Source organism: Kitasatospora sp. NPDC096147 (assembly GCF_044763225.1).
Classification (GTDB): domain Bacteria; phylum Actinomycetota; class Actinomycetes; order Streptomycetales; family Streptomycetaceae; genus Kitasatospora.
In genome coordinates this window covers 1-26,210 of record NZ_JBIWFX010000009.1, presented here as the reverse complement: position 1 = coordinate 26,210, position 26,210 = coordinate 1, and the positions used below count along the sequence as shown (strand labels likewise).

Annotated in this window: 22 protein-coding genes; 10 read left to right on the top strand and 12 right to left on the bottom strand. The window is 73.0% G+C overall.

What is annotated here, in order from left to right; genetic code table 11:
- Window positions 1-51 precede the first annotated feature (51 nt).
- On the bottom strand, window positions 52-996 hold the full coding sequence (locus tag ACIRBX_RS25905) for a YihY/virulence factor BrkB family protein (protein ID WP_402299937.1): 945 nt from the start codon (window positions 994-996) through the stop codon (window positions 52-54).
- Window positions 996-2,756, bottom strand: a complete 1,761-nt coding sequence (locus ACIRBX_RS25900; protein ID WP_402299935.1) for a diacylglycerol kinase family protein — start codon at window positions 2,754-2,756, stop codon at window positions 996-998. Before ACIRBX_RS25900 ends, ACIRBX_RS25905 begins: the two co-directional genes overlap by 1 nt.
- 149 nt (window positions 2,757-2,905) lie before the next feature.
- On the opposite strand from ACIRBX_RS25900, the gene ACIRBX_RS25895 reads away from it, so the two are divergent.
- Both ACIRBX_RS25895 and ACIRBX_RS25890 read left to right on the top strand, forming a co-directional pair.
- Window positions 2,906-4,117 carry a phosphatidylserine/phosphatidylglycerophosphate/cardiolipin synthase family protein gene (locus tag ACIRBX_RS25895; RefSeq protein WP_402299934.1) on the top strand — a complete coding sequence of 404 codons (1,212 nt, stop codon included), beginning with the start codon at window positions 2,906-2,908 and terminating at the stop codon, window positions 4,115-4,117.
- A gap of 115 nt (window positions 4,118-4,232) precedes the next feature.
- Complete coding sequence (locus ACIRBX_RS25890) at window positions 4,233-4,766, top strand: DUF4262 domain-containing protein (protein ID WP_402299931.1); 534 nt, start codon at window positions 4,233-4,235, stop codon at window positions 4,764-4,766.
- Between the two features lie 303 nt (window positions 4,767-5,069).
- Here the strand turns inward: ACIRBX_RS25890 and ACIRBX_RS25885 are convergent, their stop codons facing one another.
- The 3 genes from ACIRBX_RS25885 to ACIRBX_RS25875 form a co-directional block, all read right to left on the bottom strand.
- Window positions 5,070-5,528, bottom strand: a complete 459-nt coding sequence (locus ACIRBX_RS25885; RefSeq protein ID WP_402299930.1) for an ATP-binding protein — start codon at window positions 5,526-5,528, stop codon at window positions 5,070-5,072.
- A gap of 389 nt (window positions 5,529-5,917) precedes the next feature.
- A complete protein-coding gene (locus ACIRBX_RS25880; RefSeq protein ID WP_402299928.1) occupies window positions 5,918-6,811 on the bottom strand; it encodes a SigB/SigF/SigG family RNA polymerase sigma factor in 894 nt (297 codons plus the stop codon).
- Between the two features lie 107 nt (window positions 6,812-6,918).
- Window positions 6,919-7,326 (bottom strand): STAS domain-containing protein, encoded by a 408-nt coding sequence (locus ACIRBX_RS25875; protein ID WP_402299925.1) that lies wholly within the window; start codon window positions 7,324-7,326, stop codon window positions 6,919-6,921.
- A 277-nt stretch (window positions 7,327-7,603) separates the two neighbouring features.
- On the opposite strand from ACIRBX_RS25875, the gene ACIRBX_RS25870 reads away from it, so the two are divergent.
- Together ACIRBX_RS25870 and ACIRBX_RS25865 are read left to right on the top strand one after the other, a co-directional pair.
- The gene (locus tag ACIRBX_RS25870; protein WP_402299923.1) at window positions 7,604-11,854 is read left to right on the top strand and encodes a HAMP domain-containing protein; all 4,251 of its coding nucleotides are present in this window, start codon (window positions 7,604-7,606) and stop codon (window positions 11,852-11,854) included.
- Window positions 11,855-11,881: 27 nt separating this feature from the next.
- A complete protein-coding gene (locus ACIRBX_RS25865) occupies window positions 11,882-14,335 on the top strand; it encodes a SpoIIE family protein phosphatase (RefSeq protein WP_402299920.1) in 2,454 nt (817 codons plus the stop codon).
- Window positions 14,336-14,552: 217 nt separating this feature from the next.
- Here the strand turns inward: ACIRBX_RS25865 and ACIRBX_RS25860 are convergent, their stop codons facing one another.
- On the bottom strand, window positions 14,553-14,918 hold the full coding sequence (locus tag ACIRBX_RS25860; protein ID WP_402299918.1) for a PRC-barrel domain containing protein: 366 nt from the start codon (window positions 14,916-14,918) through the stop codon (window positions 14,553-14,555).
- 189 nt (window positions 14,919-15,107) lie between these two features.
- Between ACIRBX_RS25860 and ACIRBX_RS25855 the strand changes: the two genes are divergently transcribed.
- Window positions 15,108-15,377 carry a hypothetical protein gene (locus ACIRBX_RS25855; RefSeq protein ID WP_402299916.1) on the top strand — a complete coding sequence of 90 codons (270 nt, stop codon included), beginning with the start codon at window positions 15,108-15,110 and terminating at the stop codon, window positions 15,375-15,377.
- A 103-nt stretch (window positions 15,378-15,480) separates the two neighbouring features.
- A complete protein-coding gene (locus ACIRBX_RS25850) occupies window positions 15,481-16,953 on the top strand; it encodes an MFS transporter (protein ID WP_402299915.1) in 1,473 nt (490 codons plus the stop codon).
- Window positions 16,954-17,168: 215 nt separating this feature from the next.
- On the opposite strand, the gene ACIRBX_RS25845 is transcribed toward ACIRBX_RS25850, so the two are convergent.
- From ACIRBX_RS25845 to ACIRBX_RS25825, 5 genes are all read right to left on the bottom strand, one after another.
- Window positions 17,169-18,014 carry a hypothetical protein gene (locus ACIRBX_RS25845; protein ID WP_402299912.1) on the bottom strand — a complete coding sequence of 282 codons (846 nt, stop codon included), beginning with the start codon at window positions 18,012-18,014 and terminating at the stop codon, window positions 17,169-17,171.
- A gap of 191 nt (window positions 18,015-18,205) precedes the next feature.
- The gene (locus ACIRBX_RS25840) at window positions 18,206-18,898 is read right to left on the bottom strand and encodes a DUF6882 domain-containing protein (protein WP_402299911.1); all 693 of its coding nucleotides are present in this window, start codon (window positions 18,896-18,898) and stop codon (window positions 18,206-18,208) included.
- Window positions 18,899-19,288: 390 nt separating this feature from the next.
- A complete protein-coding gene (locus ACIRBX_RS25835; RefSeq protein WP_402299909.1) occupies window positions 19,289-19,759 on the bottom strand; it encodes a DUF6299 family protein in 471 nt (156 codons plus the stop codon).
- A gap of 219 nt (window positions 19,760-19,978) precedes the next feature.
- The gene (locus tag ACIRBX_RS25830) at window positions 19,979-20,350 is read right to left on the bottom strand and encodes a low affinity iron permease family protein (RefSeq protein ID WP_402299907.1); all 372 of its coding nucleotides are present in this window, start codon (window positions 20,348-20,350) and stop codon (window positions 19,979-19,981) included.
- Between the two features lie 94 nt (window positions 20,351-20,444).
- Window positions 20,445-20,618, bottom strand: a complete 174-nt coding sequence (locus ACIRBX_RS25825; RefSeq protein WP_402299906.1) for a CsbD family protein — start codon at window positions 20,616-20,618, stop codon at window positions 20,445-20,447.
- 221 nt (window positions 20,619-20,839) lie between these two features.
- On the opposite strand from ACIRBX_RS25825, the gene ACIRBX_RS25820 reads away from it, so the two are divergent.
- The gene (locus ACIRBX_RS25820) at window positions 20,840-22,231 is read left to right on the top strand and encodes a uracil-xanthine permease family protein (protein WP_402299904.1); all 1,392 of its coding nucleotides are present in this window, start codon (window positions 20,840-20,842) and stop codon (window positions 22,229-22,231) included.
- Window positions 22,232-22,250: 19 nt separating this feature from the next.
- Here the strand turns inward: ACIRBX_RS25820 and ACIRBX_RS25815 are convergent, their stop codons facing one another.
- Window positions 22,251-23,000 carry a hypothetical protein gene (locus ACIRBX_RS25815; protein WP_402299902.1) on the bottom strand — a complete coding sequence of 250 codons (750 nt, stop codon included), beginning with the start codon at window positions 22,998-23,000 and terminating at the stop codon, window positions 22,251-22,253.
- A gap of 10 nt (window positions 23,001-23,010) precedes the next feature.
- On the opposite strand from ACIRBX_RS25815, the gene ACIRBX_RS25810 reads away from it, so the two are divergent.
- From ACIRBX_RS25810 to ACIRBX_RS25800, 3 genes are all read left to right on the top strand, one after another.
- Window positions 23,011-23,565 (top strand): hypothetical protein, encoded by a 555-nt coding sequence (locus ACIRBX_RS25810; RefSeq protein WP_402299901.1) that lies wholly within the window; start codon window positions 23,011-23,013, stop codon window positions 23,563-23,565.
- A gap of 658 nt (window positions 23,566-24,223) precedes the next feature.
- On the top strand, window positions 24,224-25,405 hold the full coding sequence (locus ACIRBX_RS25805) for a DUF4241 domain-containing protein (protein WP_402299899.1): 1,182 nt from the start codon (window positions 24,224-24,226) through the stop codon (window positions 25,403-25,405).
- A 51-nt stretch (window positions 25,406-25,456) separates the two neighbouring features.
- Window positions 25,457-25,765 (top strand): Scr1 family TA system antitoxin-like transcriptional regulator, encoded by a 309-nt coding sequence (locus ACIRBX_RS25800; RefSeq protein ID WP_402300350.1) that lies wholly within the window; start codon window positions 25,457-25,459, stop codon window positions 25,763-25,765.
- Window positions 25,766-26,210 lie beyond the last annotated feature (445 nt).

The window sequence follows — 26,210 nt, the reverse complement described above, 5'->3', positions numbered from 1 at the left end:
GAAGGGTTCGGAGGGCTCGCAGCGGGCGCAGGGGTCGAAGCGGTCGGCGGGTCACGGCGCGTTCCTCTCCGGGTCGGGCAGGACGGGGTCGGGCCGTCCGGTGCGGTCGGCCTCCAACTGGGCGGCGAAGGACAGGCCGAGGAACAGGGCGATGGCGGTCAGGTAGGCCCAGACCAGGAGCGAGAAGACCGCGCTGAGCGGCCCGTAGACGGCGTCGAAGGAGCCGCTGAAGCGCAGGTAGAGGGTGAGCAGCCAGGTCGCGGCCAGCCAGAGCGCGAGGTAGGTGCCGGCCCCGAACGCGAGCCAGCTGTAGCCGGGTTGGCTCCGGCGCGGGGCCCGCCGGAAGATCACGGCGGCGGAGGTGAGGGTGAGCAGCAGACCGACCGGCCAGCGCAGCAGCGTCCAGACGGCGGCGGTGCCGGGGCCCAGGCCGAAGACCTCCTGGGCGGCCTCGGTGACCTGCCGGCCGGCCACCAGGACGAGGAACCCGGCGCCGAGCGGCAGCCCCGCACCGGCCGCCATCAGCAGGCTGCGGCCGTACTTGCGGTGGAAGGGGCGGTCGCGTTCGATGCCGTAGATCCGGTTGGCACCGCGTTCGATCTGGGACATCGCGGTGATCAGGTTGGCGAGGGCGAACAGCGCGCCGAACCAGAGGGCGACGGTGCCCCCGGTGTGGTCCCGGCTGCGGTCGAGCACGTCGCCGACCAGTTCGGCGCTGGAGGCGGGCACCATCCGTTCGATCGCGGCGGCGACCAGCCGGCCGACCGGGCCGCCGTGCAGCGAGGACGCCAGGCCGACCACGGCGATGGTGAACGGCACCAGTGCCAGTACCACCTGGAAGGCGAGGGCGCGGGCGTGGCTGAAGCCGTCGGCGTAGCGGAAGCGCAGGAAGGCGTCCCGGGCCAGCGGCCACCAGGCACCCCGACGGAGGGTCAGCACCGCCTCCTCGGCGGAGAGGTGCTCGCGGCCGTGGCCGACCGGGCGGGCGGTTCCCATCAGTGCTCTCCCGTCCGTGCGTACCGGTGGTCTGAGGCGGGGCCGTGGTCGGGGGTGGTGGCCCTCTCCTGCGGGGTGTGCGCTGCAGTGGTCCGGTCCCGGGCGGGGTCGGGGAGCCGGACCAGCAGGGCGTTCGGACGGACCGTCAGGGTGAGGACGCGGCCCTCGCTGACCGGATCGCCGTCGCACTCGCGCGCGCGGGGCCGGTCGGCGGTGAGCTCGATCCGGCGGCCCCGGAAGTGCTCCAGCGGTGCGTCCTGTGCGTCCGGGCGCGGGCTGCGGCGGGTGCCGGTGAGCAGGGCGCGCGCGGTGGCGGCCCAGCCGCGCAGGCCGTGCGGCTGGACCAGCACGAGGTCGAGCAGGCCGTCGTCGGGCTCGGCGTCGGGCAGCAGGCGCACGCCGCCCTGGAGGGTGCCGACGTTGCCGACCACGGCCATCCGGACGTGGCGCCGCACGGGGGTGCCGCCGTCGATCGAGACGGTCAGGGCGAAGCGACGGTCGGTCAGGTGCCGGACCGCGCCGAACAGGTAGGCGGGCCAGCCGAGTCGGCGCTTCAGGCCCTGGTCGGTGGAGGCCATGACGGCGGCGTCCAGGCCGGTGCCGGCCATGGTGGCGGCCGTCCGGGCGGCCAGGTCGTCGCCCTCGACGCGCATCAGGTCGATCCGGCGGGCTGCCCCGGTGAGGGCGGCGTCCAGTGCTTCGACCGGGTCGGTGGGCAGGCCGAGGTTGCGGGCCAGCAGATTGCCGGTGCCGCAGGGGACGACCAGCAGGGCGGCGTCCGTCCCGGCGAGCGCGTCGGCGCAGGCCGTCACGGTGCCGTCGCCGCCGCAGGCCGCGACCAGCCGTGCCCCGTCGGCGAGGGCCCGTGCGGCTGCCGCCCGGCCGGAGTCCTCGGCCGAGCCGGGCAGCAGGCGCGGCGGGTGGTGGCCGTGCGCGGTGACGGTGGTGGCCAGCCTGGTCAGCAGGGCCTCGTCCACGCCGACCGGGTTGTAGACCAGGGCGACGGGGCCGGTCGGGGGCTCCTCGGTCGGCTCGGTGCGGGTGCGCACGGGACGGTCGACGGGATCGGCGGAGGTGTCGGCGGAGGCATTGCGGGGCGCGCGGGCGGGCAGCGCCCGCCACACCACCCAGAGGGCGGCGGCGCCGTTCAGCAGGCCGGCCAGTACGTCGGTGGGGTGGTGCATGCCCCGGTACAGCCGGGAGGCCGCCACCAGGACCGGTACCGTCCAGGCCAGCGCGCACACCACCGGCCGCCACCGCCACCGCCCGGGCCCGCGCCCCGCTGCCGCGCAGAGCACCAGCAGGCCCAGGCCGCCGTACAGCGCGGTCGCGGCGCCGACGTGCCCGGACGGGAAACTGGAGGTCGGCAGCGCCCCGTCCAGCCGGACCACGTCGGGCCGGGCCCGGTCGACCAGGTGGGCGGCCGTCACGAAGACTGCCGCCTGGAGGGCCACCGCACCCGCCAGCAGGGCGGCTCCCCGCCACTGACGCAGCATCAGCAGCACGGCGGCGGCGACCGCCGTCACCGCGACGATCGCCGGGGTGAAGGCGAGAGCGGAGAGCCAGTCGCTCGCTGTGGTCAGCGCGGGGGTGCGGTGCGCGGCCAGCCAGGCCACCAGGCCCCGCTCGCCCGGGTCCCACCAGCCGGCCGGCGGGTGGGTGATCAGCAGGCCGGCGGCGACCAGCACGGCCGTCTGGACCGCCACCGCGCAGGCTGTCGCCACCCCGGTCCGGGCGGCGTGCTCCTGAGTCCTCGTCATGGACCTCGCGTGCCCCGATCAGCGGTTTCCATCCCCGGGGCGGTCCGATCCGGGTGCTCCCGCGCGGCCCGGCCGGCCCGGGCGTCGATCTGCCGTGAGGGGGTAGCCGGAGGTCCGGCAGTGTCACCCCCAGGACGGAGCAGACCCCGATGACCACCGAGACCGCGCCCCTGACCGTCGTGCCCGACCCGGCCTCCCCCGGAGCGGGGCGCGGGCCGCTGCTGCGCCGTCGGCTGGAGGGGCTGCTCGGGATCGCCGCGACCGAGGGGAACGAGCTCACGCCGCTGCGCAACGGCGACGAGATCTTCCCGGCGATGCTGGAGGCCGTGGACGGTGCCCGGCGGACCGTGGACCTGATGACCTTCGTCTACTGGCGCGGTGACATCGCCCGCCGGTTCGCCCGGGCCCTGGCCCGCAAGGCGGCCGAGGGGCTGCGGGTCCGGCTGCTGCTGGACGGGTTCGGCAGCCGGCTGATCGAGCCGGAGCTGCTCGACCTGATGGAGGCGGCGGGCGTCCGGATCTCCTGGTTCCGGCGGCCGGTGCGGCTCTCGCCGTTCAAGCAGAACCACCGCTGCCACCGGAAGGTGCTGGTGGTGGACGGTCGGATCGCCTTCACCGGCGGCGTGGGCATCGCCGAGGAGTGGTGCGGCGACGCCCGCCACCCGGGGGAGTGGCGGGACACCCACGTCCGGGTGGTCGGCCCGGCCGTGGACGGCATCGCCGCCGCCTTCGCGCAGAACTGGGCCGAGTGCGCCCCCGGCACGCTGTACGACGAGGCCGACCGCTTCGAGGAGCACGAGCAGCCCGGCGGTGCGGTGGTCCAGGTGGTGCGCGGCTCGGCCGCCGTCGGCTGGCAGGACCTGCAGACCCTGATGCGGGTGGTGATCTCCTCGGCCGAGCGTCGGCTGCGCCTGGCGACCGCGTACTTCGCGCCGGACGACTACTTCGTCGACCTGCTCTGCGAGGCCGCCGGGCGCGGCGTCGAGGTCGAACTGCTGGTGCCGGGGCGTCACATGGACAAGCGGGTCTGCCAGTTGGCCGGGGAGCGGCACTTCGGGCGGATGACCGGGTGCGGGGTGACGGTCTGGCAGTACGCGCCGACCATGATGCACGCCAAGGTGCTGACCGTGGACGGCGTGCTGTCGGTGGTCGGCTCGGCCAACTTCAACCGCCGCTCGCTCGACCACGACGAGGAGGTGGTGCTGGCCGTGGTGGACGAGGAGTTCACCGCCCGCCTGGACCGGGACTTCGACGAGGACCTGACGCGCAGTGAGGTCGTCACCCCGACCCGCTGGCACCGCCGGGGCCCGGCCCGCCGCGCCTTGGAGGCGGCCACCGCCCCGATCCGGCACTTCCTCTGAGCCTGCCGTCCACCGTCCGCGCCGGGGCAGGCCGGTCGCGCCGGATCACCGTCCGGCCCTGATCTGCTTGGATGCCGGGGTGCCCGACCTGATCCCGACGTCCTCGTGCCCCTGCGTGCTCTGTGATCCCGCGGCCTCCGCGACCCTCCGCGCGCGCCGCCAGCGGGCGAAGCACTGGTCCTCGGAGATGGCGCACGTCCGCGAGCACGGCTGGCACGTGGTCGGCGTGGCCGGCGGCGGGGACGTGCCGGACTGGGCCTTCACCGTCGGCCTGTGGCACTCCTACCGGATTCCGGAGGTCGCCGTGTTCGGCCTGGAGGTGCACGGGCTGATGCGCTGGGTCGGTGCTGCGGCCGCCCGTCTGCGGGACGGTGCGTCAACGGAGCCCGGGGCACTGATCCCCGATGTCATCGAGGGCTACGAGCTCGGGCTCCATCCGGTGGATGCCAGCTGGCACGTTCCGCTGTTCGGTACCGCCGTCGGCTTCTACCGACGGAGTCCCGTCCCGGTGGTCCAACTGGTCTGGCCCGACCGGGAGCACCGCTGGCCCTCGGATGACCGGGCCAGCCCGGGGTGCCGTGCCCAGCCCAGCCTGTGGCTTGCCGTCGAGGAGCACCCGAAGGGCGTCTGGACCGAAGAGGCCCTCTGAGGGGGGATCAGAATCCCCCCTCAGGAGGGACGTCGCACGGCAAGCCGAGCCCGGCGCCGGGGTGCCCGTACGCAGGGCACGGCACGGCACGGCGGTGCAGGGGGTAGGCGCGTGCCCCGGTCGAGCGCGGGTGATCGGACGTCCGACCTCGGTCAGCGGTTCGGGACGGCCCGTCTGTGGCGGAGCGGCCGCGCCGGTGCCGTTCCGTGGCCGAGTCGGCCTCACGGAGCGGCGGTTCAGAGGGCGATGGCCGCCCGGATGCGCCTGCCGCCGTCGGGGAGGGTGGAGGCGGCTGACCGGAGTTCAGGAACCGGCGGTCGGCGGGCGCGTGTCGGTCTCGGCCCACACGGTCTTGCCCCAGGGCCGGGGGACGGCGCCCCAGCGGTCGCAGGTGCGGGCGACGACGAACAGGCCGTGACCGCCCGGGCGGGCGGGCAGGTGGGGTTCACGCGGGATGGGCAGGACCGGCGAGGCGTCGTCGACCTCGACCCGGAGCCGATGGGCGTCGGCGTCCAGTACGAGGTCGAGCGGGCCGTCGCCGTGCAGGACCGCGTTGGTGACGAGCTCGGTGACCAGCAGCAGGACGTCGTCCACCCCCGGCCACGCCCAGTCGGCGAGGGCGGCGCGGGCGAAGTCGCGGGAGGCCGCGACGGGCCGCCCCCGCCCGGTCAGGGTGAGGCGGCGACGCCGGCCGCCCGGTGGCAGGTCCGGCCGGAATCCGGGACGGCGTTGGCCGTTGAGGGTTTCCCGGGGCGTACTCATGCAGTCGGCCCTTCGTGTCGGAGGCGGTCACAGACTTCTCGGATGCCCGCTGCGACGCCGAAGACACGACGTGGTCGGCCGCGGTTCCCGCGCCGGGACCGATCGGAGGAAGGCCCGGACTCCCGGGAGGCTCGGCGGCGCCGCCCGCACGGGGACGCGGGTCGAACGCGGACGCCGGCCGGCGGAGGCCGCAAGAGGTGACCCATGCTCAGGTCGGCGGCCACGCGGGTGCCCTTGCCGGGGCGGCGGTTCGCACGCGCGAGCACCCCTGCGGGGGCGGGCCGTGCTCGACCTGCCCACCGCGTTCGGCCCGGTGCCCTCCGGCGTGGCTGCCGGAACGGCGGGGGTGGCCACCGGCCGTGGTGGCCACCCCCGCCCCGGGGTGCGGGTCAGGCCGCCTGGAGGCCCCGCCGCAGCTGGGTGAGGATGCGCGACAGCAGCCGGGAGACGTGCATCTGGGACACGCCCAGGCGCTCGCCGATCTGAGCCTGGGTCAGCTCCTCCGTGAAGCGCATCGACAGGATCTGCCGGTCGCGCTCCGGGAGGGCCGCGACCAGCGGCCGGAGCGAGACGAGGTCCTCGACCAGGGAGAAGCGGTCGTCGGTGCCGCCGAGCCGGGCCGCCAGCGCACCGGGGCCCTCGTCGTCCTCGCCTCCCGCCGGTACGTCGAGCGAGTCGGTGCTGCGCGCGTTGGCGGCGTTCAGCCCCTCGACGACCTCCTCCTGGGAGAGGCCGACCCGTGCGGCGAGCTCGGCCACCGTCGGCGAGCGGTCCAGCTCGTGCGCCAGCGCGTCCTGGGCCTTGGCCAGGGTCAGGCGCAGCTCCTGGAGGCGGCGGGGGACGTGCACGGCCCAGGTGGCGTCGCGGAAGTGCCGGCGGATCTCGCCGAGGATCGTCGGGATGGCGAAGGTGGTGAACTCGACCCCGTGCTCGACGTCGAACCGGTCGATCGCCTTGATCAGGCCGACCGCGCCGACCTGCATCAGGTCCTCGGTGTTCTCCCGGTGCGAGCCGAAGCGGCGCAGGACGAACCGCACCAGCGAGAGGTTCAGCTCGACCAGCGAGGACCGGACGTACGAGTACTCCCGGGTGCCCTCCTCCAGTGCGGCCAGCCGCACCAGCAGCACTCTGGTCAGGTCCCGCGCGTCGGACGGCGCGACCTCCCGCAGCTCCCCGACGTCCGCCAGCTCCGGCAGGGCCGGCCGGGGGATCGGCGGCTGCGCGAGCTGCGCCTCGCCGGTGGTGCGCAGGTCGTGGAGGAGTTCGTCACTGGTCACAGCCATGTCGTTCCTTTCCTCGAGTCGTCATGGTCCGTACCGGCTACCCCCTGCACCGAGCCCATTCCCCCGATCACGTGAACAGCTCGTGAAGGCCGTCCCGATCCGGGGATTCAGGGCGCGTCGACCGGATCGGCGAGGGCAGCGGCGGTGGACGGGTAGAGGGTGAAGACCATCCGGGCTCCGGTGATCTCCAGCAGGCGCAGCACCGGTACCGCCGCCGTGGCCAGGCGCAGCTCGATGTCGGCCTTCAGGGCCGAGGCGCGGGTCTTGAGCAGCAGGTTGAGGCCGGCGGAGTCGCAGAAGCGCACCTGCTCCAGGTCGATGACCAGGAGCCGGGGTGCTCGGGTCAGCGCTTCCTCCAGGAGGTGCTGAGCGGGCGTGAGGGACTCGATGTCCAGGTCCCCCGCCAGGCGGCAGACGAGGGTGCGCGATCCGTCGGCCTCCAGCAGGACGGGTGGCTCCCCGTCGGGGGAGAGTCCCTGGCCGGGGGCGGGTGGGTCGTCGTGATCGGCGTGCATCTCTGTCCCCTCGGGCGAAGTCATGAAACCCTAACCACCCGCCGAGCCGTGATCCAAGTCCACCCGGCGCGGCACGGTGCCGCGCCGGGCCCCCGGCAAGTGGCAGGTCCGGTCGGCTCGCCGGTACTGAGGGGCGCGGAGAGGGCAGGAGGTAGGGGTGACATTGCACTGACCGTCCAGAGGTGGGGTAGCGTGCCGGGCTGTACGTGCCCGTGCGGCCGGTCGGTCGGTGCGGTGGCCGGAGCGGGTTTCGAGGAGGCGGCGTTCGATGGCAGGCGTGAGGACACCCGAGGTTCCCCACCAGGCCGGCGACAGCGCCGCGGCCCAGGCCGGTTCGCCTGAACTACGGCTGCTGCTCGCGGGGTTGACGGCGGTGCGCGACGGGGACTTCGGCACCCGGCTGCCGGGCGACGCGGACGGGCTGCTCGGGGAGATCGCCACCGTCTTCAACGGCATGGTCGACCAGCTCTCCCTCTTCACCTCCGAGGTCACCCGGGTCGCGCGCGAGGTCGGCACCGAGGGCCGGCTCGGCGGCCAGGCGGAGGTGCCCGGGGTCTCCGGCACCTGGGAGGACCTGACCGACTCGGTCAACGCGATGGCCGGCAACCTCACCACCCAGGTCCGCGACATCGCCCAGGTCGCGACCGCCGTCGCCAAGGGCGACCTGTCGCAGAAGATCACGGTGGACGCCCGGGGCGAGATCCTGGAGCTGAAGAACACCGTCAACACGATGGTCGACCAGCTCGGCTCGTTCGCCGGGGAGGTGACCCGGGTGGCCCGTGAGGTGGGCACCGAGGGCATCCTGGGCGGGCAGGCGGACGTCAAGGGCGTCTCCGGGACCTGGCGCGACCTGACCGACTCGGTCAACTTCATGGCGGGCAACCTCACCGGCCAGGTCCGCTCGATCGCCCAGGTCGCGACCGCGGTCGCCGAGGGCGACCTGTCACAGAAGATCACCGTCACCGCCCGGGGCGAGATCCTGGAGCTGAAGGAGACCATCAACACGATGGTCGACCAGCTCTCCTCCTTCGCCGGGGAGGTCACCCGGGTCGCCCGCGAGGTCGGCACCGAAGGGCGCCTCGGTGGCCAGGCCGACGTCCAGGACGTCTCCGGGACCTGGCGCGACCTCACCGAGTCGGTCAACGTGATGGCCGACAACCTCACCGCCCAGGTCCGCTCGATCGCCCAGGTCACCACCGCCGTCGCCAAGGGCGACCTGTCGCAGAAGATCCGGGTCGACGCGCGCGGGGAGATCCTGGAGCTGAAGGAGACCATCAACACGATGGTCGACCAGCTGTCCGCGTTCGCCGACGAGGTGACCCGGGTCGCCCGCGAGGTGGGCACCGAGGGCAACCTCGGCGGGCAGGCCACCGTGCGCGGGGTGTCGGGCACGTGGAAGGACCTGACCGACAACGTCAACGTGATGGCCTCCAACCTCACCGGCCAGGTCCGCTCGATCGCCCAGGTCGCCACCGCCGTCGCCAAGGGCGACCTCTCGCAGAAGATCAACGTCGAGGCCGAGGGCGAGGTCGCCGCGCTGGCCGGCGTCATCAACACCATGGTCGACACCCTCTCGGCCTTCGCCGACGAGGTGACCCGGGTCGCCCGCGAGGTCGGCACCGAAGGCACCCTCGGCGGTCAGGCCCGGGTGCCCAACGTCGCCGGCACCTGGAAGGACCTCACCGACAACGTCAACTTCATGGCGCACAACCTGACCTCCCAGGTGCGCAACATCGCGCAGGTCACCACCGCCGTCGCCAAGGGCGACCTGACCCGCAAGATCGACGTCGACGCGCGCGGCGAGATCCTCGAACTCAAGACCACCATCAACACGATGGTCGACCAGCTCTCCTCGTTCGCCGCCGAGGTGACCCGGGTGGCCCGCGAGGTCGGCAGCGAGGGCCGACTCGGCGGCCAGGCCGAGGTGGAGGGCGTCTCCGGCACCTGGAAGCGGCTGACCGAGAACGTCAACGAGCTGGCCGGCAACCTCACCCGCCAGGTCCGCGCCATCGCCGAGGTCACCAGCGCCGTGACCGCCGGCGACCTCACCCGGTCCATCACCGTCGACGCCTCCGGCGAGGTCGCCGACCTCAAGGACAACATCAACTTCATGGTGGAGTCGCTGCGCGAGACCACCCGGGCCAACGAGGACCAGGACTGGCTGAAGACCAACCTGGCCCGCATCGCCGCCCTCATGCAGGGCCGGCGGGACCTCGCGGTGGTCGCCGAGCTGGTCATGGACGAGCTCACCCCCCTGGTCGCCGCCCAGTGCGGAGCCTTCTACCTCGCCGAGGAGACCGACGACCAGACCCTGCTGCGGCTGGTCGCCTCCTACGCCTTCCCCCGCGACGCCCGGCCCCTCCCGTTCCGCCTGGGCGAGTCGGTGGTCGGCCAGGCCGCGCGCAGCCGCCGGACCATCGCCATCGACCGCCTGCCGGCCGGCTACCTCCCCGTCGAGTCCGGCCTCGGCGCCACCGACACGCTCTCCCTGATCGTGCTGCCGATCACCGTCGAGGACCAGGTGCTCGGCGTCATCGAGATCGCCGCCGTGCAGCCGTTCACCGCCGTGCACCGGGACTTCCTGGAGCAGCTGATGGAGACCATCGGCGTCAACGTCAACACCATCGTCGCCAACGCCCGCACCGACGAACTGCTCGGCGAGTCCCAGCGCCTCACCGCCGAACTCCAGGCCCGCTCCCAGGAACTGCAGGCCCGTCAGGAGGAGCTCCAGGCGTCCAACGCCGAACTGGAGGAGAAGGCCGAGCTCCTCGAAGCGCAGAAGAGCGACATCGAGGCGAAGAACCTGGAGATCGAGCAGGCCCGCCAGGAGCTGGAGGACCGCGCCCACCAGCTCTCGGTCGCCTCCAAGTACAAGTCCGAGTTCCTGGCCAACATGAGCCACGAACTGCGCACCCCGCTCAACAGCCTGCTGATCCTCGCCCAGCTGCTCGCCCAGAACCCGGCCCGGAACCTGACGGCCAAGCAGGTCGAGTACGCCGGCATCATCCACTCGGCCGGCTCCGACCTGCTCCAGCTGATCAACGACATCCTCGACCTCTCCAAGGTCGAGGCCGGCAAGATGGACCTCAACGTCGAGACGGTCTCGCTCGCCACCCTCGTCGACTACGTCCAGGTCACCTTCGGCCCGATGACCGGCCAGAAGAACCTCGCCTTCGCCGTCCGCAGCGCCGCCGACGTCCCCGAGGCGCTCCTCACCGACGACTACCGGCTGCGCCAGGTGCTGCGCAACCTGCTGTCCAACGCGGTCAAGTTCACCGAGAAGGGCAGTGTCGAGCTGAGGGTCGAGCTCGCCAAGCCCGGCGAGGCACCGCACCACCTGCGGACCGAGGGCCCGCTGCTGGCCTTCCGGGTGGTCGACTCGGGGATCGGCATCGCCCCGCAGCACCTGGAGACGGTGTTCGGCGCCTTCCAGCAGGCCGACGGGACCACCAGCCGCAAGTACGGCGGCACCGGCCTGGGCCTGTCCATCAGCCGCGAGATCGCCTACCTGCTCGGTGGCGCGATCACCGCCGAGAGCACCCTCGGCCAGGGCAGCACCTTCACCCTCTACCTGCCCGTCAGCCGTCAGGGCCTGCCCTCGCCCGAGGCGGAGGCGGTCGCGGTGGCGGCGATCGAGCCGGCGAAGGCGCGCAGCCGCCCCGAGGCCGTGCCGGAGGACCTGCCGGCCCGCCGGCTGCTGGTCGTCGAGGGCCGCCGGGGCGGCCTGCTCAGCCTGGTCGCCGAGAACGCCCTCGCCGACCTGCCGGCCGCCGGTTCACGAGGACTGGACGTCGTCACCGCCGTCGGTGCCCAGGAGGCCGCCGCGCTCCTCGCCGACGACCCCTGCCACTGCCTGGTCATCGACCTCGACCTGCCGGACGGCAGCGCCGCCGGACTGCTCAGGGACATGGACCGGGACCCCGCCCTGCGGTCCGTCCCCGTACTCGCGCACCGCAGCCGCGGCTTCAACCCCGTCGACGAGACCCTCACGCGCAACGGGGAACGCCCGCTGGAGATCCTGGCCAGCCTGGACGAACTCCGCGAGCGCGTCGCGCTCCACATGAGCGCCGAGCGCCCCGAGGACATCCGTCCGCGCACCGCGCCCGCCTTCGCCCCCGACTCCGACACCGCGCTGGCCGGGGTGACCGCCCTGGTCGTGGACGACGACGACCGCAACCTCTACGCGATCACCGGCATCCTCGAACTCCACGGCATGCACGTCCTCCAGGCGGAGAACGGCCGTGCCGCACTCGACGCCCTGGCCGTGCACCGGGAGATCGACATCATCCTGATGGACGTGATGATGCCCGAGATGGACGGCTACGCCGCCACCGCGGCGATCCGTGCCATGCCCGAGCACACCGGGCTGCCGATCATCGCCGTCACCGCCAAGGCCATGATCGGCGACCGGGACAAGAGCCTGGCCTCCGGGGCCAGCGACTACGTCACCAAGCCCGTCGACGCCGCCGACCTGATCAGCCGGATCCGCGACCAACTGGAGGCAAGGCCCCGGCACGAGAACAGCTGACCGTCCCCCCGTCGTCAGGAGAGCGCCGTGCCCGATGCCCGCGTCCCGTCCACGCCCACCTCCCTGCCCGCACCGGCCCACCCGGCGCCCGGCATCGGAGCACAGCGCGCCCTCCCGCACGGCGAGGCCCCCGAACCGGTGCCGACCGCCGCACTGACCCGGCTGGCCGCGACCGTGGAGTACCTGCGGTCCGAGCTCGACCAGGTCCACGCCGACGCCGCCGCCCGCTCGCTCGTGGAGATGGCCTCCGGCGTGCTGATCGAACGCCTGCGCTGCAGCCCGGCCGAAGCCGCCGGACAGCTCACCGCGCTGGCCGACCAGGCGGGCGTGCCGGTCCTGGAACTGGCCGCCGACCTGGTCAACCAGGTCTCCGCCGACCGGATCTCCGCCATCGCCCGCGAGTTCCTCAGCCCCTCCGGCGGCGGTGCGGACGGGGCCCAGGCCGCCCTGCGGCTGCGGACCACCCAGGCACGCACGCTCGCCGCCGGGGACAGCGCAGCCGTCGCCCACTCCGTCCTCACCACCGCCCTCCAGCCGCTCGGGGCCGTCGCCGTCGCCATCTGGGCCGCCCACCCCGACCAGTCGCTCACCCTCGAGGGCAGCGCCGGCTTCGACACCGCCGAGGCCGCCCGCTGGCGCACCGTCCCGCCCGGCGTCCCGACCCCGGCCCGCCGGGCGCTGGAGGCGCGCGAGAGCGTCGTCCACCCCACGCTCGCCGACGCCGCCCTACCGACCATCGGCCAGCACCGGTGGACCGGAGGCCGCGTGGTGGTCCCGGCCGGCACCGGCGGGCGGCTGATCGGGGCCCTCGAAATCTGCTGGCCCACCGCACTGGAGCCGCAGACCCAGCCCCTCATGCGCCAGTACGAGGCACTGGCGGAGCTCTGCGCCACCACCCTGGAGAACTGGGCCGAACCCGCACCCGGCGCGGAGGCCGACCGCGACTTCGAGGACCTCCGACGGCTCGTCGACGGCATCCTCGACCCCTGCCTGGTGCTGCAACTCGTCACCGGACCGAACGAACTGCCGCTCGAGTTCACCGTCCGCCACGTCAACCCGGCCTTCACCGACTTCGCGGGGCGCCCCGCCGCCGCCGTCGCCGGTGCGCGCCTGCTGGAGGCGTACCCGCTGGCCGCCGAGCCCGGCGGCCTGGCGGAGAAGGTGGAGCACGTCCACGCCACCGGTGAGTCCTTCCGCACCAAGGACATGCGGCTGACCGCGATGGTCGACGGCATCGCCCTGCACGCACAGGCCCAGGTCAGCATCAGCCTGCACGGCTCGCACGTGGTGGTCATCTGGCGCCTGGACGACGGCACGCCCCGGGTCGCCCGGCTCCTCCAGCACGCCCAGCGGCTCGGCCGGATCGGCGGCTTCGAGGAGAACCTGATCACCGGTCAGACCGCCTGGAACGAGACCCTCTTCGACCTCCACGGCATGACCGCCACCGCCCCGCCCATCCCGCTGGACCGGATCTCCGAGCACGCGCATCCCGACGACCACCACGCCATCGGCCGGTTCCTGCGCACGCTGCTGCACCACCAGCGCCCGGCCTCCACCGCCTTCCGGCTCCAGCGCCCCGACGGCGTCTCCCGCCACATCCGGATCGTCGCCGAACCCGTCCACGACGACACCCAGGCGCTCACCGCCGTCCGCGGCGCCTACCAGGACATCTCCGCCCAGCACTGGACCGAGGTCGCCCTCGCCGCCACCCGCGACCAACTCGCCCAGAGCGAGCAGCAGGCCGCCGAACGCAGCCGCCTCGCCCTCCAGCTGCAACACGCGATCATGCCCCCCGCGAGCGGCCCGCTGACCCTGCACGACCTCCAGATCGCGGTCCGCTACCGCCCCGCCGAGAAGGAGCACCTCGTCGGCGGTGACTGGTACGACACCCTCACCCTCCCGTCCGGCGAGATCCTGCTCTGCGTGGGCGACGTCGCCGGCCACGGCATCGACGCCGCCACCGGCATGGTCGCCCTGCGCAACGCCCTGCGCGGCCTCGCCGCCACCGGCGCCGGGCCCGCCCAGCTGCTCACCTGGCTCAACAGCGTCACCCACCACCTCACCGACAACGTCACCGCCACCGCCGTGTGCGCCCTCTACGACCCCGCCACCCGCCGACTGCGCTGGGCCCGGGCCGGACACCTGCCGCCCGTGCTCCTGCGGGACGGCCGCGCCCGCACCCTCCCGCAGGTCAACGGCATCCTGCTGGGCGTCCTCGACCACGCCGAGTACGACGAGGACCACCTCGACCTGGCCCCCGGCGACACCCTGGTGATGTTCACCGACGGGCTCATCGAACGCCGCGACGAATCCGTCCACGCCTCCCTCGACGGGCTCCTCGCCCTCAGCGAGAAGGCGACCGCCGGCCACACCGACTCGGCGAACTTCCTCGAAAGCCACCTCGACCACCTGCTGCGCTACGGCGGCGCCGACACCGACGACGACACCTGCCTGGTCGGCATCACCGTCCGCCACCCGTAGCACGGCCTTGCTGGGTGTCCGGGCCCTGGCGCGCGGACACCGGCCCGGCGTCCGGGGCGAGCAGGGTGCCCCACGGTCACGGCGTCCGCCGACCGGGAGCGGCAGATGCTCGCCTGCGCCCCGCCGAACCGGAGGCAGCGGGAGCGCGCCGGGCGGCAGTACGACGACGGCGGGGCCGCACCGAATCGGTGCGGCCCCGCCGAGTGGTGACGCGGGGTCAGAGGCGGCTGCCGCCGGTGTAGCCGTCGGTGTAGTAGGCGCCGACCTGGCGGCGGTACTCGGGGTCGTCGGTGTGCCGGTCCTTGTCGAACTCGGGGGAGTTCTTGATCTCGTCCTTGGTGCGGTCGACCCACACCGTCTCCTCGGTGACATCGACGCGGGTGATGGTGCCGGCCGGGAGGAGGACCTCCTTGCCGAAGATCCACGGGCCGGTGTCGACGACGATGTGCGCCGAGTCGACCACGTCGGTGTGCTTGTCCACCTTGCCGATGTGGCCGTCGGTGGCCTCCACCCGGTAGCCGGTCAGGCTGGTGCCCGCCGCGTAGCCCTCGGTGCCCTCGTAGCCCCACAGTCCGCTGGTCACCACTGCCTCCTCGGTGTCTCGGTGTCGCTCTGACGGTCTGTCGGCTACCCCGCCATCCGGAGCGCACGCGTCCGACTTCGCGGGCGGGCGGCTGCTCGGCCGAGGGCCCTGGAGACCGTCTGACGAGTGATCATCCGGTCGGTTCGCGCAGCCGGAGGATCACCGGGGCCAGGAGGACTCCGCCCCTCGGTGGCGGTCCGCGAGCGTGTCGGGCCCGGTGGTGATCGCGCGGAGCTGTTCGGGACGGGCGGAGCATCGTTCGAGCACGTTCCGGTCGCGGTGGACCTCCTCGTCGGAGGCGGGCGGCTGACCGCCCGAACGCTCCCGGCGTCGGTGATTGGTCGCCTGGTCGCGGTGCTCGGGGGTCGTGGCAGTCGTGTCCTGGTGACGGCCCCCGCGCTGTCGGCGGGCTGTCAGTGGGATGACAGCGGCCTGCCGGTGGGTTCCCGGATGATCTGAGGAGACGGGCGGCAGCGCCACGGCGACAGTGCGGACGGCATCGATGCACCGCGACGCCCACCCCGACACCCGACCCCGACACCCGTCCCGAGAGGAGGCCGTCATGACCGGCACCGGAACCACCGTCGTCGCCCCAGCAGCGGCACCGCACACCTATCCGTCGCTGCGTGCGGCGTGGATCCCGATGGCCGCGCTCTGCTTGGCCTTCTTCGTCGAGATGGTCGACAACACGCTGCTGTCCATCGCGCTGCCCACCATCGGCCGGGACCTGGGCAGTGGCACCACCGCGCTGCAGTGGGTCACCGGCGCATACTCGCTGACCTTCGGCGGTCTGCTGCTGACCGCCGGATCGATGGCCGACCGGCTCGGCCGCCGCCGCGTCCTGCTGGTCGGCCTCGCCGTGTTCGGCCTGCTCAGCCTGTGCGTCGCCTTCGTGACCGGCGCCGGGCAGCTGATCGCCCTGCGGGCCGGCCTCGGCATCGCCGCCGCCGCCATGGCCCCGATCACCAACTCCCTGGTCTTCCGGCTCTTCGACGACGCGGCCCTGCGGATGAGGGCGATGACCGTGATGATCGTCGTCGGCATGTCCGGCTTCGTCCTCGGCCCGCTGCTCGGCGGCACCGCCCTGGCCCACGTCAAGTGGCAGTGGCTGCTGCTCGTCAACGCCCCGATCGCACTGATCGCCGCCATCGGCGTGCGCCTCGGCGTCCCCGCCGACCGGCCCGAGGACCTCACCCGCGACCGCCTCGACCTGCCCGGCGCCGTGCTGAGCGTCGCCACCATCGGCCTCGCCTGCTACTCGCTCACCAGCGGCGTCGACCACGGCTGGACCTCCGCCACCACCATCGGCTCGATCCTCGGCGCCCTCGTGGCCGGCCTCGCGTTCGTCCGGCACGAGCGCCGCACCGCCGCCCCGATGCTCGACCTGAAGCTGTTCACCAACGGCACCGTCCGCGGCGCCTCCATCGCCCAGATCGGCACGGCCATCGCGATGGCCGCCGTCATGTTCGGCCTGATCCTGCACTTCCAGTACGCCTACGGCTGGAGCCCCGTCAAGGCCGGCCTGGCGAACCTGCCGATCATCGTCACCATGCTCGCCGCCACCCCGCTCTCCGAGTGGCTCGCCAAGCGCTACGGCCACCGCATCGCCTGCCTGGTCGGCGCCGCCTGCCTGGCCGGCTCGCTGGCCGGCCTCGCCTGGGGCGTCTCGCACGGCTACGCCGCCATCGCGGTGTGCATGGTCGTGATGACCATCGGCCTGCGCACCGTCATGACGATCTGCGCCATCGCCCTGGTCGAGAAGATGCCCGAGAACCGCACCTCGATGGGCACCGCCCTCAACGACACCGCCCAGGAGGTCGGCAGCAGCGTCGGCACCGCCGTCGTCGGCACCCTGATCGCGGCGCTGGTCACCACCCAACTCCCCGCCGGCACCTGGGACAGCGCCCTCGTCGGCTCCTTCTTCCACGGCGAGCGGATCACCTTCGCGGTGCTGGCGGTCATCGTCGGTCTGGTCACCGCCTTCGGAGCACTCACCCTCACCGACTCCCGCAGCACCGAGGAGCACGCCGCCTGACCCCTCCGGTGCTCCGACCGCGACCGGCGCCCCGCCCCACCCGGCGAGGCGCCGGTCGCGGTCGGATGCGAGCCCGGGTCGGCCGGTCTCCGGTGCTACGGGGGTGTCGGCCGCAGGGACGCGCCGGAGGGACGGGCGACGTGAGCGGATCACCTGCGTCCGGGGCGGGCCGTGAACGCCGCGTACCGGTCCGCGTGTGCCACCCCCCTTCCGGGTCAGCGGCTGGGGGCGACGCGGACGCCGGAGGTGCGGGCTCGGGCACGCCACTGCTCGGACGACGGTTCGCCGAGCACCTCGACCGGGAGGCCCTGCCCGAGGAGTTGGAGGATCAGCGGCCAGGCCAGCTCCGCGAGGATCCCGGCGTCACCGTCGAGGGATCGTGCCCAGGCATCGAGGTCGATCGTGACGGCGTCCGGCTCCCCGACCCTGCGGGGGAGCGGGCCCGCCAGCGTGTCCTGCACGGGGTCCGCCCCGGGCCCGCTGCCGCTCTCCAGCAGGAGGCGGCGATTGGCCTCGATGAGGTCGACCGGTCCTCGCGGGCCGCCTCCGGTGCCTCCGGCGCCGCTGGTGAGCGCGCCCGCGACGGCGCGGCCCGCCGTCGCGGTGATGCGGGCCAGGTGGTCCATGGTGGGCGCCATGAAGTAGCCGTCCACGTCACTGTCGAGGATGCGGCTGATCGGTCCGCGGAAGTCGGCGCCGTAGGCAGGGTCGGTGAACTCGGTGACCAGGATGCGGGCTTGGGGGAACTGGTGACGGAGGATGCCGAGCAGTTGGGCGCTGGCGGGCGGGATGAGCACGAGGTCGGCCTCCGGGCCCGCCTCACGGATGTCCACCAGGATGTGACCGGGCCCCAGGCGCTCGGCGAGCGCCTCCTGGGCGGCCTGCTTCATCGCGATGCCGACGACGACCACGACCGGCCGGAGCCCGCCGGCCTCGCCCAGGACGGGCTCCTCCCGGGCCGGTTCGGAGGGGCCGGACCCCGTGCGAACGAGCAGCCGGAGCCCGGCCGTCGGGTGGTCGCCGGGTCCGCCGTCGTGGTGGTGGTGCTCCTCGGACGTCATGGCATGCCAGACGTTCGGGTGCGGTGCACCGGTTCCGGCGGCGGCAGTTCACCACCGGCGGCGGTCGGCTCCGCACTGCGGCCCGGCCCTTGCGTGGCGGGATGCTGGTCGACCGCTCGGGTCAGCTCCCGCGCACGCCTCGTTCAGCGGCCCGACGACGTTGCCGCAGGTCGTGATCGGCGAGGCCGTGATCAGGCGGAGAGCGGTCCGACGTCGACGCCCGAGATCCGTCCGAGTCCGTCGAAGGAGACCACCGCCGTGCTGCCGCCGGGAAGCTGCGCGGTAGTCCGGTCGGCTTCCTCCTGAGCCGGGATTCCGTGCAGGGCGAACCAGCCTTCGACCACCCGGCGCGGCGAGCGGGCGAAGAGCTGCGCGCCGGTGAGCAGGTGGCGCGGCATGGTGACCGGGTCGAACCCGGCCGGCTGGAGCTGCGGGTCCTGCGGCACGAAGTAGACCCGGGTTCCGGGGCCGGCCTCCTGGCCGATGTAGCCGGGTGCGCCGAGTACTGCCGAGCCGAGGAAGGCCAGTGCCTCGGCGGCACGGCGCGGGTCAGTGAAGCCGGCGAGGTCCACGCCTTCCTGCTCCAGCTCGGCGACGCCGTGCCGGCGGCCGAACTCGGCGATCCGCTCACCGGCGGCGACCACCGCGCTGCCGCGCAGTCCGGGGTTGGCCCAGCCCCACAGCCAGGTCTGCTCGTCCGTGTCGTAGCTGCCCAGCAGGCCGACCCGCAGGGTCCGGCCACCGGACTCGTAGCGGCACTCGTCGAGGCTCGCGGTCCAGGGGCCGGTCGGGACGGCCTCGCCGATCAGTTCGAGCTGCTGGGCGCCCCACGCCGCGTGGTACTCGGTGGCGTCCAGGAAGGCGTCGGAGAAAGTGGTGATCATCCGGGCAGCCTAGGGCGCGTCGGCCACGGGCGTGGAAGGGGGCCCGTCCTGAGGTCGTCCCGAGGTCGGCCCGGGTCAACGGTCGGAGCCGACGCTCTTGAGGTGGTCCCGAGGTCGGCCCAGGTCAACGGTCGGAGCCGACCCTGATCGCCCGTCAACTCATCCACAGGTCTTGACCATTGCTCATCAGCCTTGCCGGGCCCCGGGGGTCGACCGCGCCGGGAACCCGAGCGTCACGCTCGGTCGACCGATGCGGGGACGAGGCGGCTCGGGGGCGCCGACGAGAAGCACGCCCGGAGCGGACCCGGCCGGCCGCCGGTGGGGCGGACGTACCTACCGGAGGCCGGGGCGGGCCCGTGGGGCGGTGCGAGGTGGGCGGTGCGTCCCGGTTCAGCCCGTGGGGGCCTTCAGGTCGACGATCTTCTGGTCGACCGAGAGCTTGGACACCTTGATGATGTAGCCGGGGACACCGGTCTGCCACCACTCCAGCGTCGCGGTGCCCTGGATCGGACCGACCGTCACATGCGGCTCCTTGTCGGGCCAGCTGCGCTTGACCCACGCGTGGTCGGCGCCGTCACAGACGGGAGAGGTCACGCCGCCGACGCCCCACACCGTGCTGGTCAGGCGGACCATGGACATGGCCGCTGGGGTGGAGGCGGGCGCTGTGCAGCGGTACGTGCCCGACAGGGTCACGTACCCGTCGCTCTCGACGATCCCGGTGGAGTCGAGGGTCACCGTCCCGGTGGCGGTGACGGGAGCCGTTCCCGGGGTGGCGGCCTGGGCGGGCGCGGCGGCCCAGAAGCCCGAGAGCAGGGTGATGGAGACGGCGGTGGACAGAACGGCGGAGGCAGAGCGGCGCAACGTACTTCCCTTCCAGGAACGGTCACAGAGCCTGGTCTAGACCTGTCACTGGGACCGTACCGACTCCGCCGCCACGAATCCGCCGACCGGTCGGCAACTGCCCAACCGGCCGGGCGAACGTGCCCGTTCAGGCAATCCGGAACCACCGGTTGCACAACCGCCTTACGGGGCAAGGCTGTTCCGTCGCCGGACCGTCGCCAGCCGAGCGGCCGGTCGGTTCTACTGGCGCTCCTCGATGCCGACGGCCTTCCTCAGGTCGTCGTGGGCCTGGCTGCCCTTGCCTTCCTGCTGCTCCAGCATCGCCCGGGCGATCGCGTCCAGCTTGCGCTGGATCGCGTGCTCGGCCCGGCGTTCGGAGTTCTTCAGCATGGCGAGCAGCAGGAGCGTCACCGCCGCCATCGAGTCGCCGACCAGCAGTTGCCAGTGCAGGGGCAGACCGGCCGCGTGCGCCAGGAGGTAGCCGGCCACCAGGCAGAGGCAGAGCACGGCGAACAGCGGCGAGCTGGTGAAGTTCGACGCCAGCTCGGCGAACTGCTCGAACCGGCCCCGCCGATCGTCACCGTGCTTGCGCGCCGGATGTTCGAGCGTCACGTTCTCATGTCCTCGTCGGTGTCGGATGGCCCGCCCTGCGGCGGGGGGCCGCCCGAGGAGTTCGGGCGGCCCCCACCGCACGGCACGGGGACGGTCAGCGCTTGAAGGCGTCCTTGACGTGCTCGCCCGCCTGCTTGATGTCGCCCTTGGCCTGGTCCGCCTTGCCCTCGGCCTCCAGCCGCTCGTTGCCGGTCACCTTGCCGGCGCCCTCCTTGAGCTTGCCCTTGGCCTTGTCGGCGGCGTTCTCGATCTTGTCGCTGGCGCTCATGCGGTCCTCCGGTTGGTCGAAGTGGATCTGTGCCGCGTCTGCCCCGATCGCCCCGGAAGATGCCACGCAGCATCCCGCGATGCTCGTGGCCCGGCTTGACGGCTGGTCAGGGGCGGTCACCCGTCCGCGTCCGGGGGATTGGCGGCGGGGACGTGGGCATGATCAGCTGACCCTCTGATCTGCCTGCCGGTCGGCAGGCGTGCGCGAGGAGGAACGAGAGCATGGCGGGGTTCGGCTGGAAGGTGCACGGGGACGGGCGGAGCCCCCGGCCCGGGGCGGTGGTGCGGCCGGACGAGCGGTTGTCCTGGGGGCGGACGGTCGGGCTCGGGGCGCAGCACGTGGTGGCGATGTTCGGTGCCACCTTCGTCGCGCCGGTGCTGATGGGGCTGGACCCGAACCTCGCGGTGATGGTGTCCGGTGTGGCGACGGTGTTCTTCCTGCTGGTGACGGGGGGTCGGATCCCGTCGTACCTGGGGAGCAGCCTGTCCTTCGTCGGGGTGGCGGCGGTCATCAAGACGCAGGGCGGCGACGCGGCGACGCTGACCGGTGCGCTGCTGGTGGTCGGCGCGGTGCTGGCCGCCTGCGGCGCGGCGGTGCAGGCGCTCGGCGGCAAGGTGATCCACGCGGTGCTGCCGCCGGTGGTGACCGGTGCGGTGGTGATGCTGATCGGCTTCAACCTGGCGCCGGTGGCGGCGGGGACGTACTGGCCGCAGGACCAGTGGACGGCGCTGCTGACGATGCTGTTCACGGGGCTGGCGCTGGTGGTGCTGCGCGGCTTCTGGTCGCGGATCGCGATCTTCCTGGGGCTGGTCTTCGGGTACGCGGTGTCGTGGCTCTTCGACCGGATCTTCGGGCAGATCAACTCGGCGAACGGGGCCGGCCAGGTGGTCGACCACTGGCGGCTGGACCTGTCGGGGGTCGGGAAGGCGGACTGGATCGGCCTGCCGTCCCTGCACGCGCCGAGCTTCTCGCTGTCGGCGGTGCTGGTGGCCCTGCCGGTGGTGGTCGCGCTGATCGCCGAGAACGCCGGGCACGTGAAGGCGGTCGGCGAGATGACGGGGGAGCGGCTGGACGACCGGATGGGCACCGCGATCATGGCGGACGGCGCGGCGACGGTGCTGTCGACGGCGGTGGGCGGTCCGGCGACGACGACGTACGCGGAGAACATCGGGGTGATGGCGGCGACCCGGGTGTACTCGACGGCGGCCTACTGGTGCGCGGCGGGCTTCGCGATCGTGTTCGGCCTGTGCCCGAAGTTCGGTGCGGTGATCGCGGCGATCCCGGGTGGGGTGCTGGGCGGGATCACGGTGGTGCTGTACGGGATGATCGGCCTGCTGGGCGCGCAGATCTGGGTGCACAACCGGGTGGACCTGACCAACCCGCTGCACCTGGTGCCGGTGGCGGCGGGGGTGATCGTCGGGATCGGGAACGTGACGCTCAAGTTCACCGACGACTTCGAGCTGTCCGGGATCGCGCTGGGGACGATCATCGTCCTGACGGGGTATCACGTGCTGCGGGCGATGGCGCCGGCGCACATGAAGCAGCCGGCGGAGACCCCGCTGCTGGACGGCGGCACGAGCGACTACGACGACAGCGGCACCAAGCGCGACTGACCGGGCGTCAGGGCGGCGGTCACCCGGGTCGGTACCGGGGTGGCCGCCGCTGGTCGTGGACGGCCGGGTCGGCGGACCCCCATCGCGCCCGCCACTCGGCGAACGGGGCTTCGTCGGCCACGATCGAACCGACCGCGTGCAGGGCCGCGGCGAAATCGCCTGCCAGCGTGGTGCAGAGGGACACCATCCGCTGGTAGGGGAGGAGTTCGACCGACCGCTCCGGCCCGTGGGCCGTCTGCCGCAGGCACTCCACCGCCACCGGATCCTCCGCGAAACGGAACGTCAGCACCCGGTCCACGCCGGGCGGGTAAAGATCGAGCTCGAACGCGGCACGCTCCTCCAGGGCTTCGAGGAGATCCTGCAGGCCCTCGACGAAGGCCGACATGTCGTACGACACGTCGAACCGCCAGTCGTCCTTGCCGAAGCCACCGATGCGGAACGCCGCATCCGTCTCCGCGAGGTCCAGGCAGCCCCGCATCACCAGGCTGCCGTAGTACTCGGCGCCCTCCTCCAACGGCCCCTGCTCCGCGAGGTACTCCTCCGACAGCCGGGTGACCGTGGGCATGATGAGCGAGAACCCGAACGCCATGGTGAGACCCTCCCCGAGGTCGTCCCACCCTGGGCCCTCGTCCAGCCGCCCATCCTGGCGGCATCCGTCGTGCGTCGCCACCGGATTGTCCACCCCGACGGGAGGGCCGAACTGCTTGCGGCGGCGTGGACGTGAGCGGTCCTGGGCTGCTGTGATGGGTTCAGGGGAGTGGATCGACACGGGGGCGGGCATGGCTGCGCAGACCATCGTCGGGCTGGTCGGGATCGTCGTGCTGGTGGGTGTGGTGGTGGCCGTGGTCGCCGTCTGGCGGACCGGCACTCCGTTCCCGGCGGCGAGCAGCTCCGCCTCCGTGGCGGCGCTCGGACCGGACTGTGTGACCTGCGGTCACGAGGCGCACCGTGGCCACTGCGCGGTGCGGGTCTCGGCCTCGGGGGACATCTACGACGGGGGCGGCGACTGGGTCGGCTACCGGAACGAGACCTTCTGCGCTTGCCGCGCGTACCGCACCGAGCCTTGGCCGCCGTGCACCGTCTGCGGCCACGGGCGGAACGAGCACCGCGCCCTCCTCCGGTGCCGGGGCGTACGGAACAGGGGCCTCGGCAACGAGGCACCGTGCCCCTGCGACACCTACCGCGCCGAGCCCGGCCCGAGGCCGTCGTCCTACGAGACGGCGGTGCGGGCGCAGGACCGTCGCTGCCCGCTCGGAGCCGACGGACGCCCCGCCGCCCTGCGCTGCCTGCCCTGCGCACTGCTCGGCGACCGTTGCCCGAACGACCCGTCGTGACCCGGGCGCTTCCGACCCTCTCGTCCTGACGGGCTGTCACGCGCTGCACGGCCCGTCCGGCCGAGGCCCTGCTGCCGTACGCGGGTAGCCGGGGCGGAAGCAGCCCGAGCCGACCGTGTTCGACGGTACCGGCGGCTGATGGCATGGTTGGGGTTGCTCCGTCCACCAGTCCGTGGGGGCCGGCCCCCACCCAGGCCTCGGGGGTGGGGAGTGGGGAGTGGCGAGGGAGCAGGACGGTCGGAGTGGCGAGTGCCGGGGACCGGTCGGGATCGGGCGCAGTCGCCTGCCGAGGTTCCGGGGGATGCCGGCCGTTGTGGTGTGGACGAAGCCGGGAGAGTTCGGAGCTTCCGCTCGGTTGGGGTCGGGGGAGTTGGTACGCCGCTGTCTTGGTGTGGTCCCGGTGCATGGCCGCTGCTCGTCCCACGCACGCGCGCCGTCCGCGCCTGCACCTGTCTCCCCGCTCACGTAGGAGACCATCCCGTCGGACAGTCGGCGAGCCGGTTGGTGAGGCGCCTGGCCGCCGGGCCGGCACTCGCCTCACCGTGTCGGCAGCGGACGCTACCGTGTGGTCGACGGAGCGGGCGCGAGTGGATGGTGGCTGATGGGGCGGGGACCTGGGGCGGGCGTCGAGGTCGGGTTCGCGGAAAGTTGGGACCCGGTGTCGCGTACCCGTGGACGGGCGCTGTCCGTCGGACAGGCGCGGGAGCGTGATGCCGCAGGGCTGCCGTACGTGGTGCTGTTCGGGGAGCCGGGGAGCGGCAGGCCGGTCGAGGTGCGACTGGTGTCGTGGGGCGAGGGCTTCGTCGAGCGGTGGGCCTACGACGACCAGGGCCATCCGGTGCTCAAGGCGGAACAGCGCCTGCTGGCCGACGAGGGCCGGCTGCTGAACCGGCGTGTGATCAGCTGGCACCCCCAGGACCGGGTGGCGGCGGAATCCGCCCAGGACCGCCCCCGCACGGTGGTGGACATCTCCCCCGACGGCACGGGTCGGATCTCGCACCAGCCGGAGGGCATGCGAGGTGCCTCGTTGGAGGCGGTGCTCACGGTGTCGGACGATCAGATGTGGTCGGCCCGGGCGGAGTTCGGGACCTGGCCACTTCCGAGCGCCGAGCATCTGCCGGGCTGGGTGCGGGAGCACCTGGAGCGCGCCGGAACACCCGACGCTTCCCTGCCCTGGTGTGAGGAGCCGTCCCGGATGCTCTTGTCCGTCGACCTCGGCGCGCTCTTTCGGCCTGGCACCCGTATGTCCGAACCGTACGGGGAGGAGGGGGAGGAGATGGTCGTCGTCGAGCCGGAGCGGGCCGGTACCCTGCACGTGCCGAGCGGCTTGTTGGCGGTCGACTGCCCCTGGGGATCCGGCGGTCCGCACTTCAGCATCGCCATCCCCGCAGGCACCCACGTGCTTGACGAGGCGCAGGCCGACGGCTCGGACGGCCGTGCTTCGGTCACGGCATTCCGTGTGCGCACCGGGGAAGCTCCGGCCGTGTCCTGGGAGATGGCACTCAGGCCCTGCGACGACACCTGGATGCTGAAGAAGGGTCAGGCGTACGGGTTCGGCACGGACGGCGCGGCGGGTGCCTTCGCGGATGCCGACAGGTGGGACTCGCTCCAAGAGCTCATCCGGCACGCCGGGGAGGGGCGGAACTCGGAAGCGGGGGAGTACGAACCGGACTCCGCCTCCTTCCTCCGCGCGCGTGAACCCGGCTCCGGTGCCGAGCTGGCAGCGTTCCCGCTGGCCTCGGACGGCGTCCATCCTGTCTGGGTGGGCCGGTCGGCGGAGGGAGACGTGGTCGGCGTCGTCGTGTTGGTCGAGGGAATGCCCGACCTCATAGCCTCGTGAACGTCGGCCCCCTTCTTCGGTTCGTGCCCCGCTTCGGCTGCCCGACGTCCACTGGCCACCAGCACTGATCGGCGCCCCCGAGACCGCGTCCGATGGCGCAGCGCGCGAGCACTACGCCCGCCTCGAAGCCGCTCTACCAGCGACACGAAAATTCAAGGTGCATGCCTCCAACGTCGTGCCGGGGATGACGCAGACGGCTGTGATGACGAAGCACTCGCAGGCCAACTCAACCACTTACTCAATGTCGCGGCCCTCCCACACGTCTCCGTCGGCATCGTCCCGTTTCGGGCTCGCCGGACCGTCTGGCCCTCGAAGCGTTCTACGCCTTTGACGAGAGCCTTGTGGCAGTCGAGACGCTGACAGCGGAGGTCAACGCCACGGCTCCCGGTGAGATCCGCGCCTACCATCGCGCGTTCGCCGAACTGGCGAAAGCAGTTCACGGAGCCGAAGCGGGGAGCCGAATCGCCACGGCCCGCAGCGTTCTTGGGTGAACCTGTGCAACCGCGTGCAACTTCCTGGAATCCTCTGTGGTCAACTCCCTACGGTCTGCCAAGCAATCCCCCACCGCCCCGGCGAAGGGGGAGAGAGCGATGCCGAGACGTGCCACCTCGCGTCTGTACCGCGAGATCGTGACTGGCCCCGCGAAGTACGAGCTGAGCCAGTCCCTCACTGTCGCTGCGGCACGAATGGCGGCGGGGCCCCCCCGGGGGGGGGGGGCCCCCCCCGGGGCCCCCCGGGGGGGGCGGGGGGGGGGGCCGGGGGGGTGCCGACGGGGGGGGTTTGCCGCAGGGGGGGGCGGAAAGCC

Excerpts from the sequence above, each read along its gene's own strand:
- ACIRBX_RS25875 (WP_402299925.1), bottom strand. The coding sequence starts at position 7,326 with ATGCACGCCGATCACGACGACCCACCCGCCCCCGGCCAGGGACTCTCC.
- ACIRBX_RS25810 (WP_402299901.1), top strand. The coding sequence starts at position 23,011 with ATGGCTGCGCAGACCATCGTCGGGCTGGTCGGGATCGTCGTGCTGGTG.
- ACIRBX_RS25905 (WP_402299937.1), bottom strand. The coding sequence starts at position 996 with ATGGGAACCGCCCGCCCGGTCGGCCACGGCCGCGAGCACCTCTCCGCC.
- ACIRBX_RS25895 (WP_402299934.1), top strand. The coding sequence starts at position 2,906 with ATGACCACCGAGACCGCGCCCCTGACCGTCGTGCCCGACCCGGCCTCC.
- ACIRBX_RS25840 (WP_402299911.1), bottom strand. The coding sequence starts at position 18,898 with ATGATCACCACTTTCTCCGACGCCTTCCTGGACGCCACCGAGTACCAC.
- ACIRBX_RS25850 (WP_402299915.1), top strand. The coding sequence starts at position 15,481 with ATGACCGGCACCGGAACCACCGTCGTCGCCCCAGCAGCGGCACCGCAC.
- ACIRBX_RS25820 (WP_402299904.1), top strand. The coding sequence starts at position 20,840 with ATGGCGGGGTTCGGCTGGAAGGTGCACGGGGACGGGCGGAGCCCCCGG.
- ACIRBX_RS25900 (WP_402299935.1), bottom strand. The coding sequence starts at position 2,756 with ATGACGAGGACTCAGGAGCACGCCGCCCGGACCGGGGTGGCGACAGCC.
- ACIRBX_RS25845 (WP_402299912.1), bottom strand. The coding sequence starts at position 18,014 with ATGACGTCCGAGGAGCACCACCACCACGACGGCGGACCCGGCGACCAC.
- ACIRBX_RS25880 (WP_402299928.1), bottom strand. The coding sequence starts at position 6,811 with ATGGCTGTGACCAGTGACGAACTCCTCCACGACCTGCGCACCACCGGC.
- ACIRBX_RS25885 (WP_402299930.1), bottom strand. The coding sequence starts at position 5,528 with ATGAGTACGCCCCGGGAAACCCTCAACGGCCAACGCCGTCCCGGATTC.
- ACIRBX_RS25825 (WP_402299906.1), bottom strand. The coding sequence starts at position 20,618 with ATGAGCGCCAGCGACAAGATCGAGAACGCCGCCGACAAGGCCAAGGGC.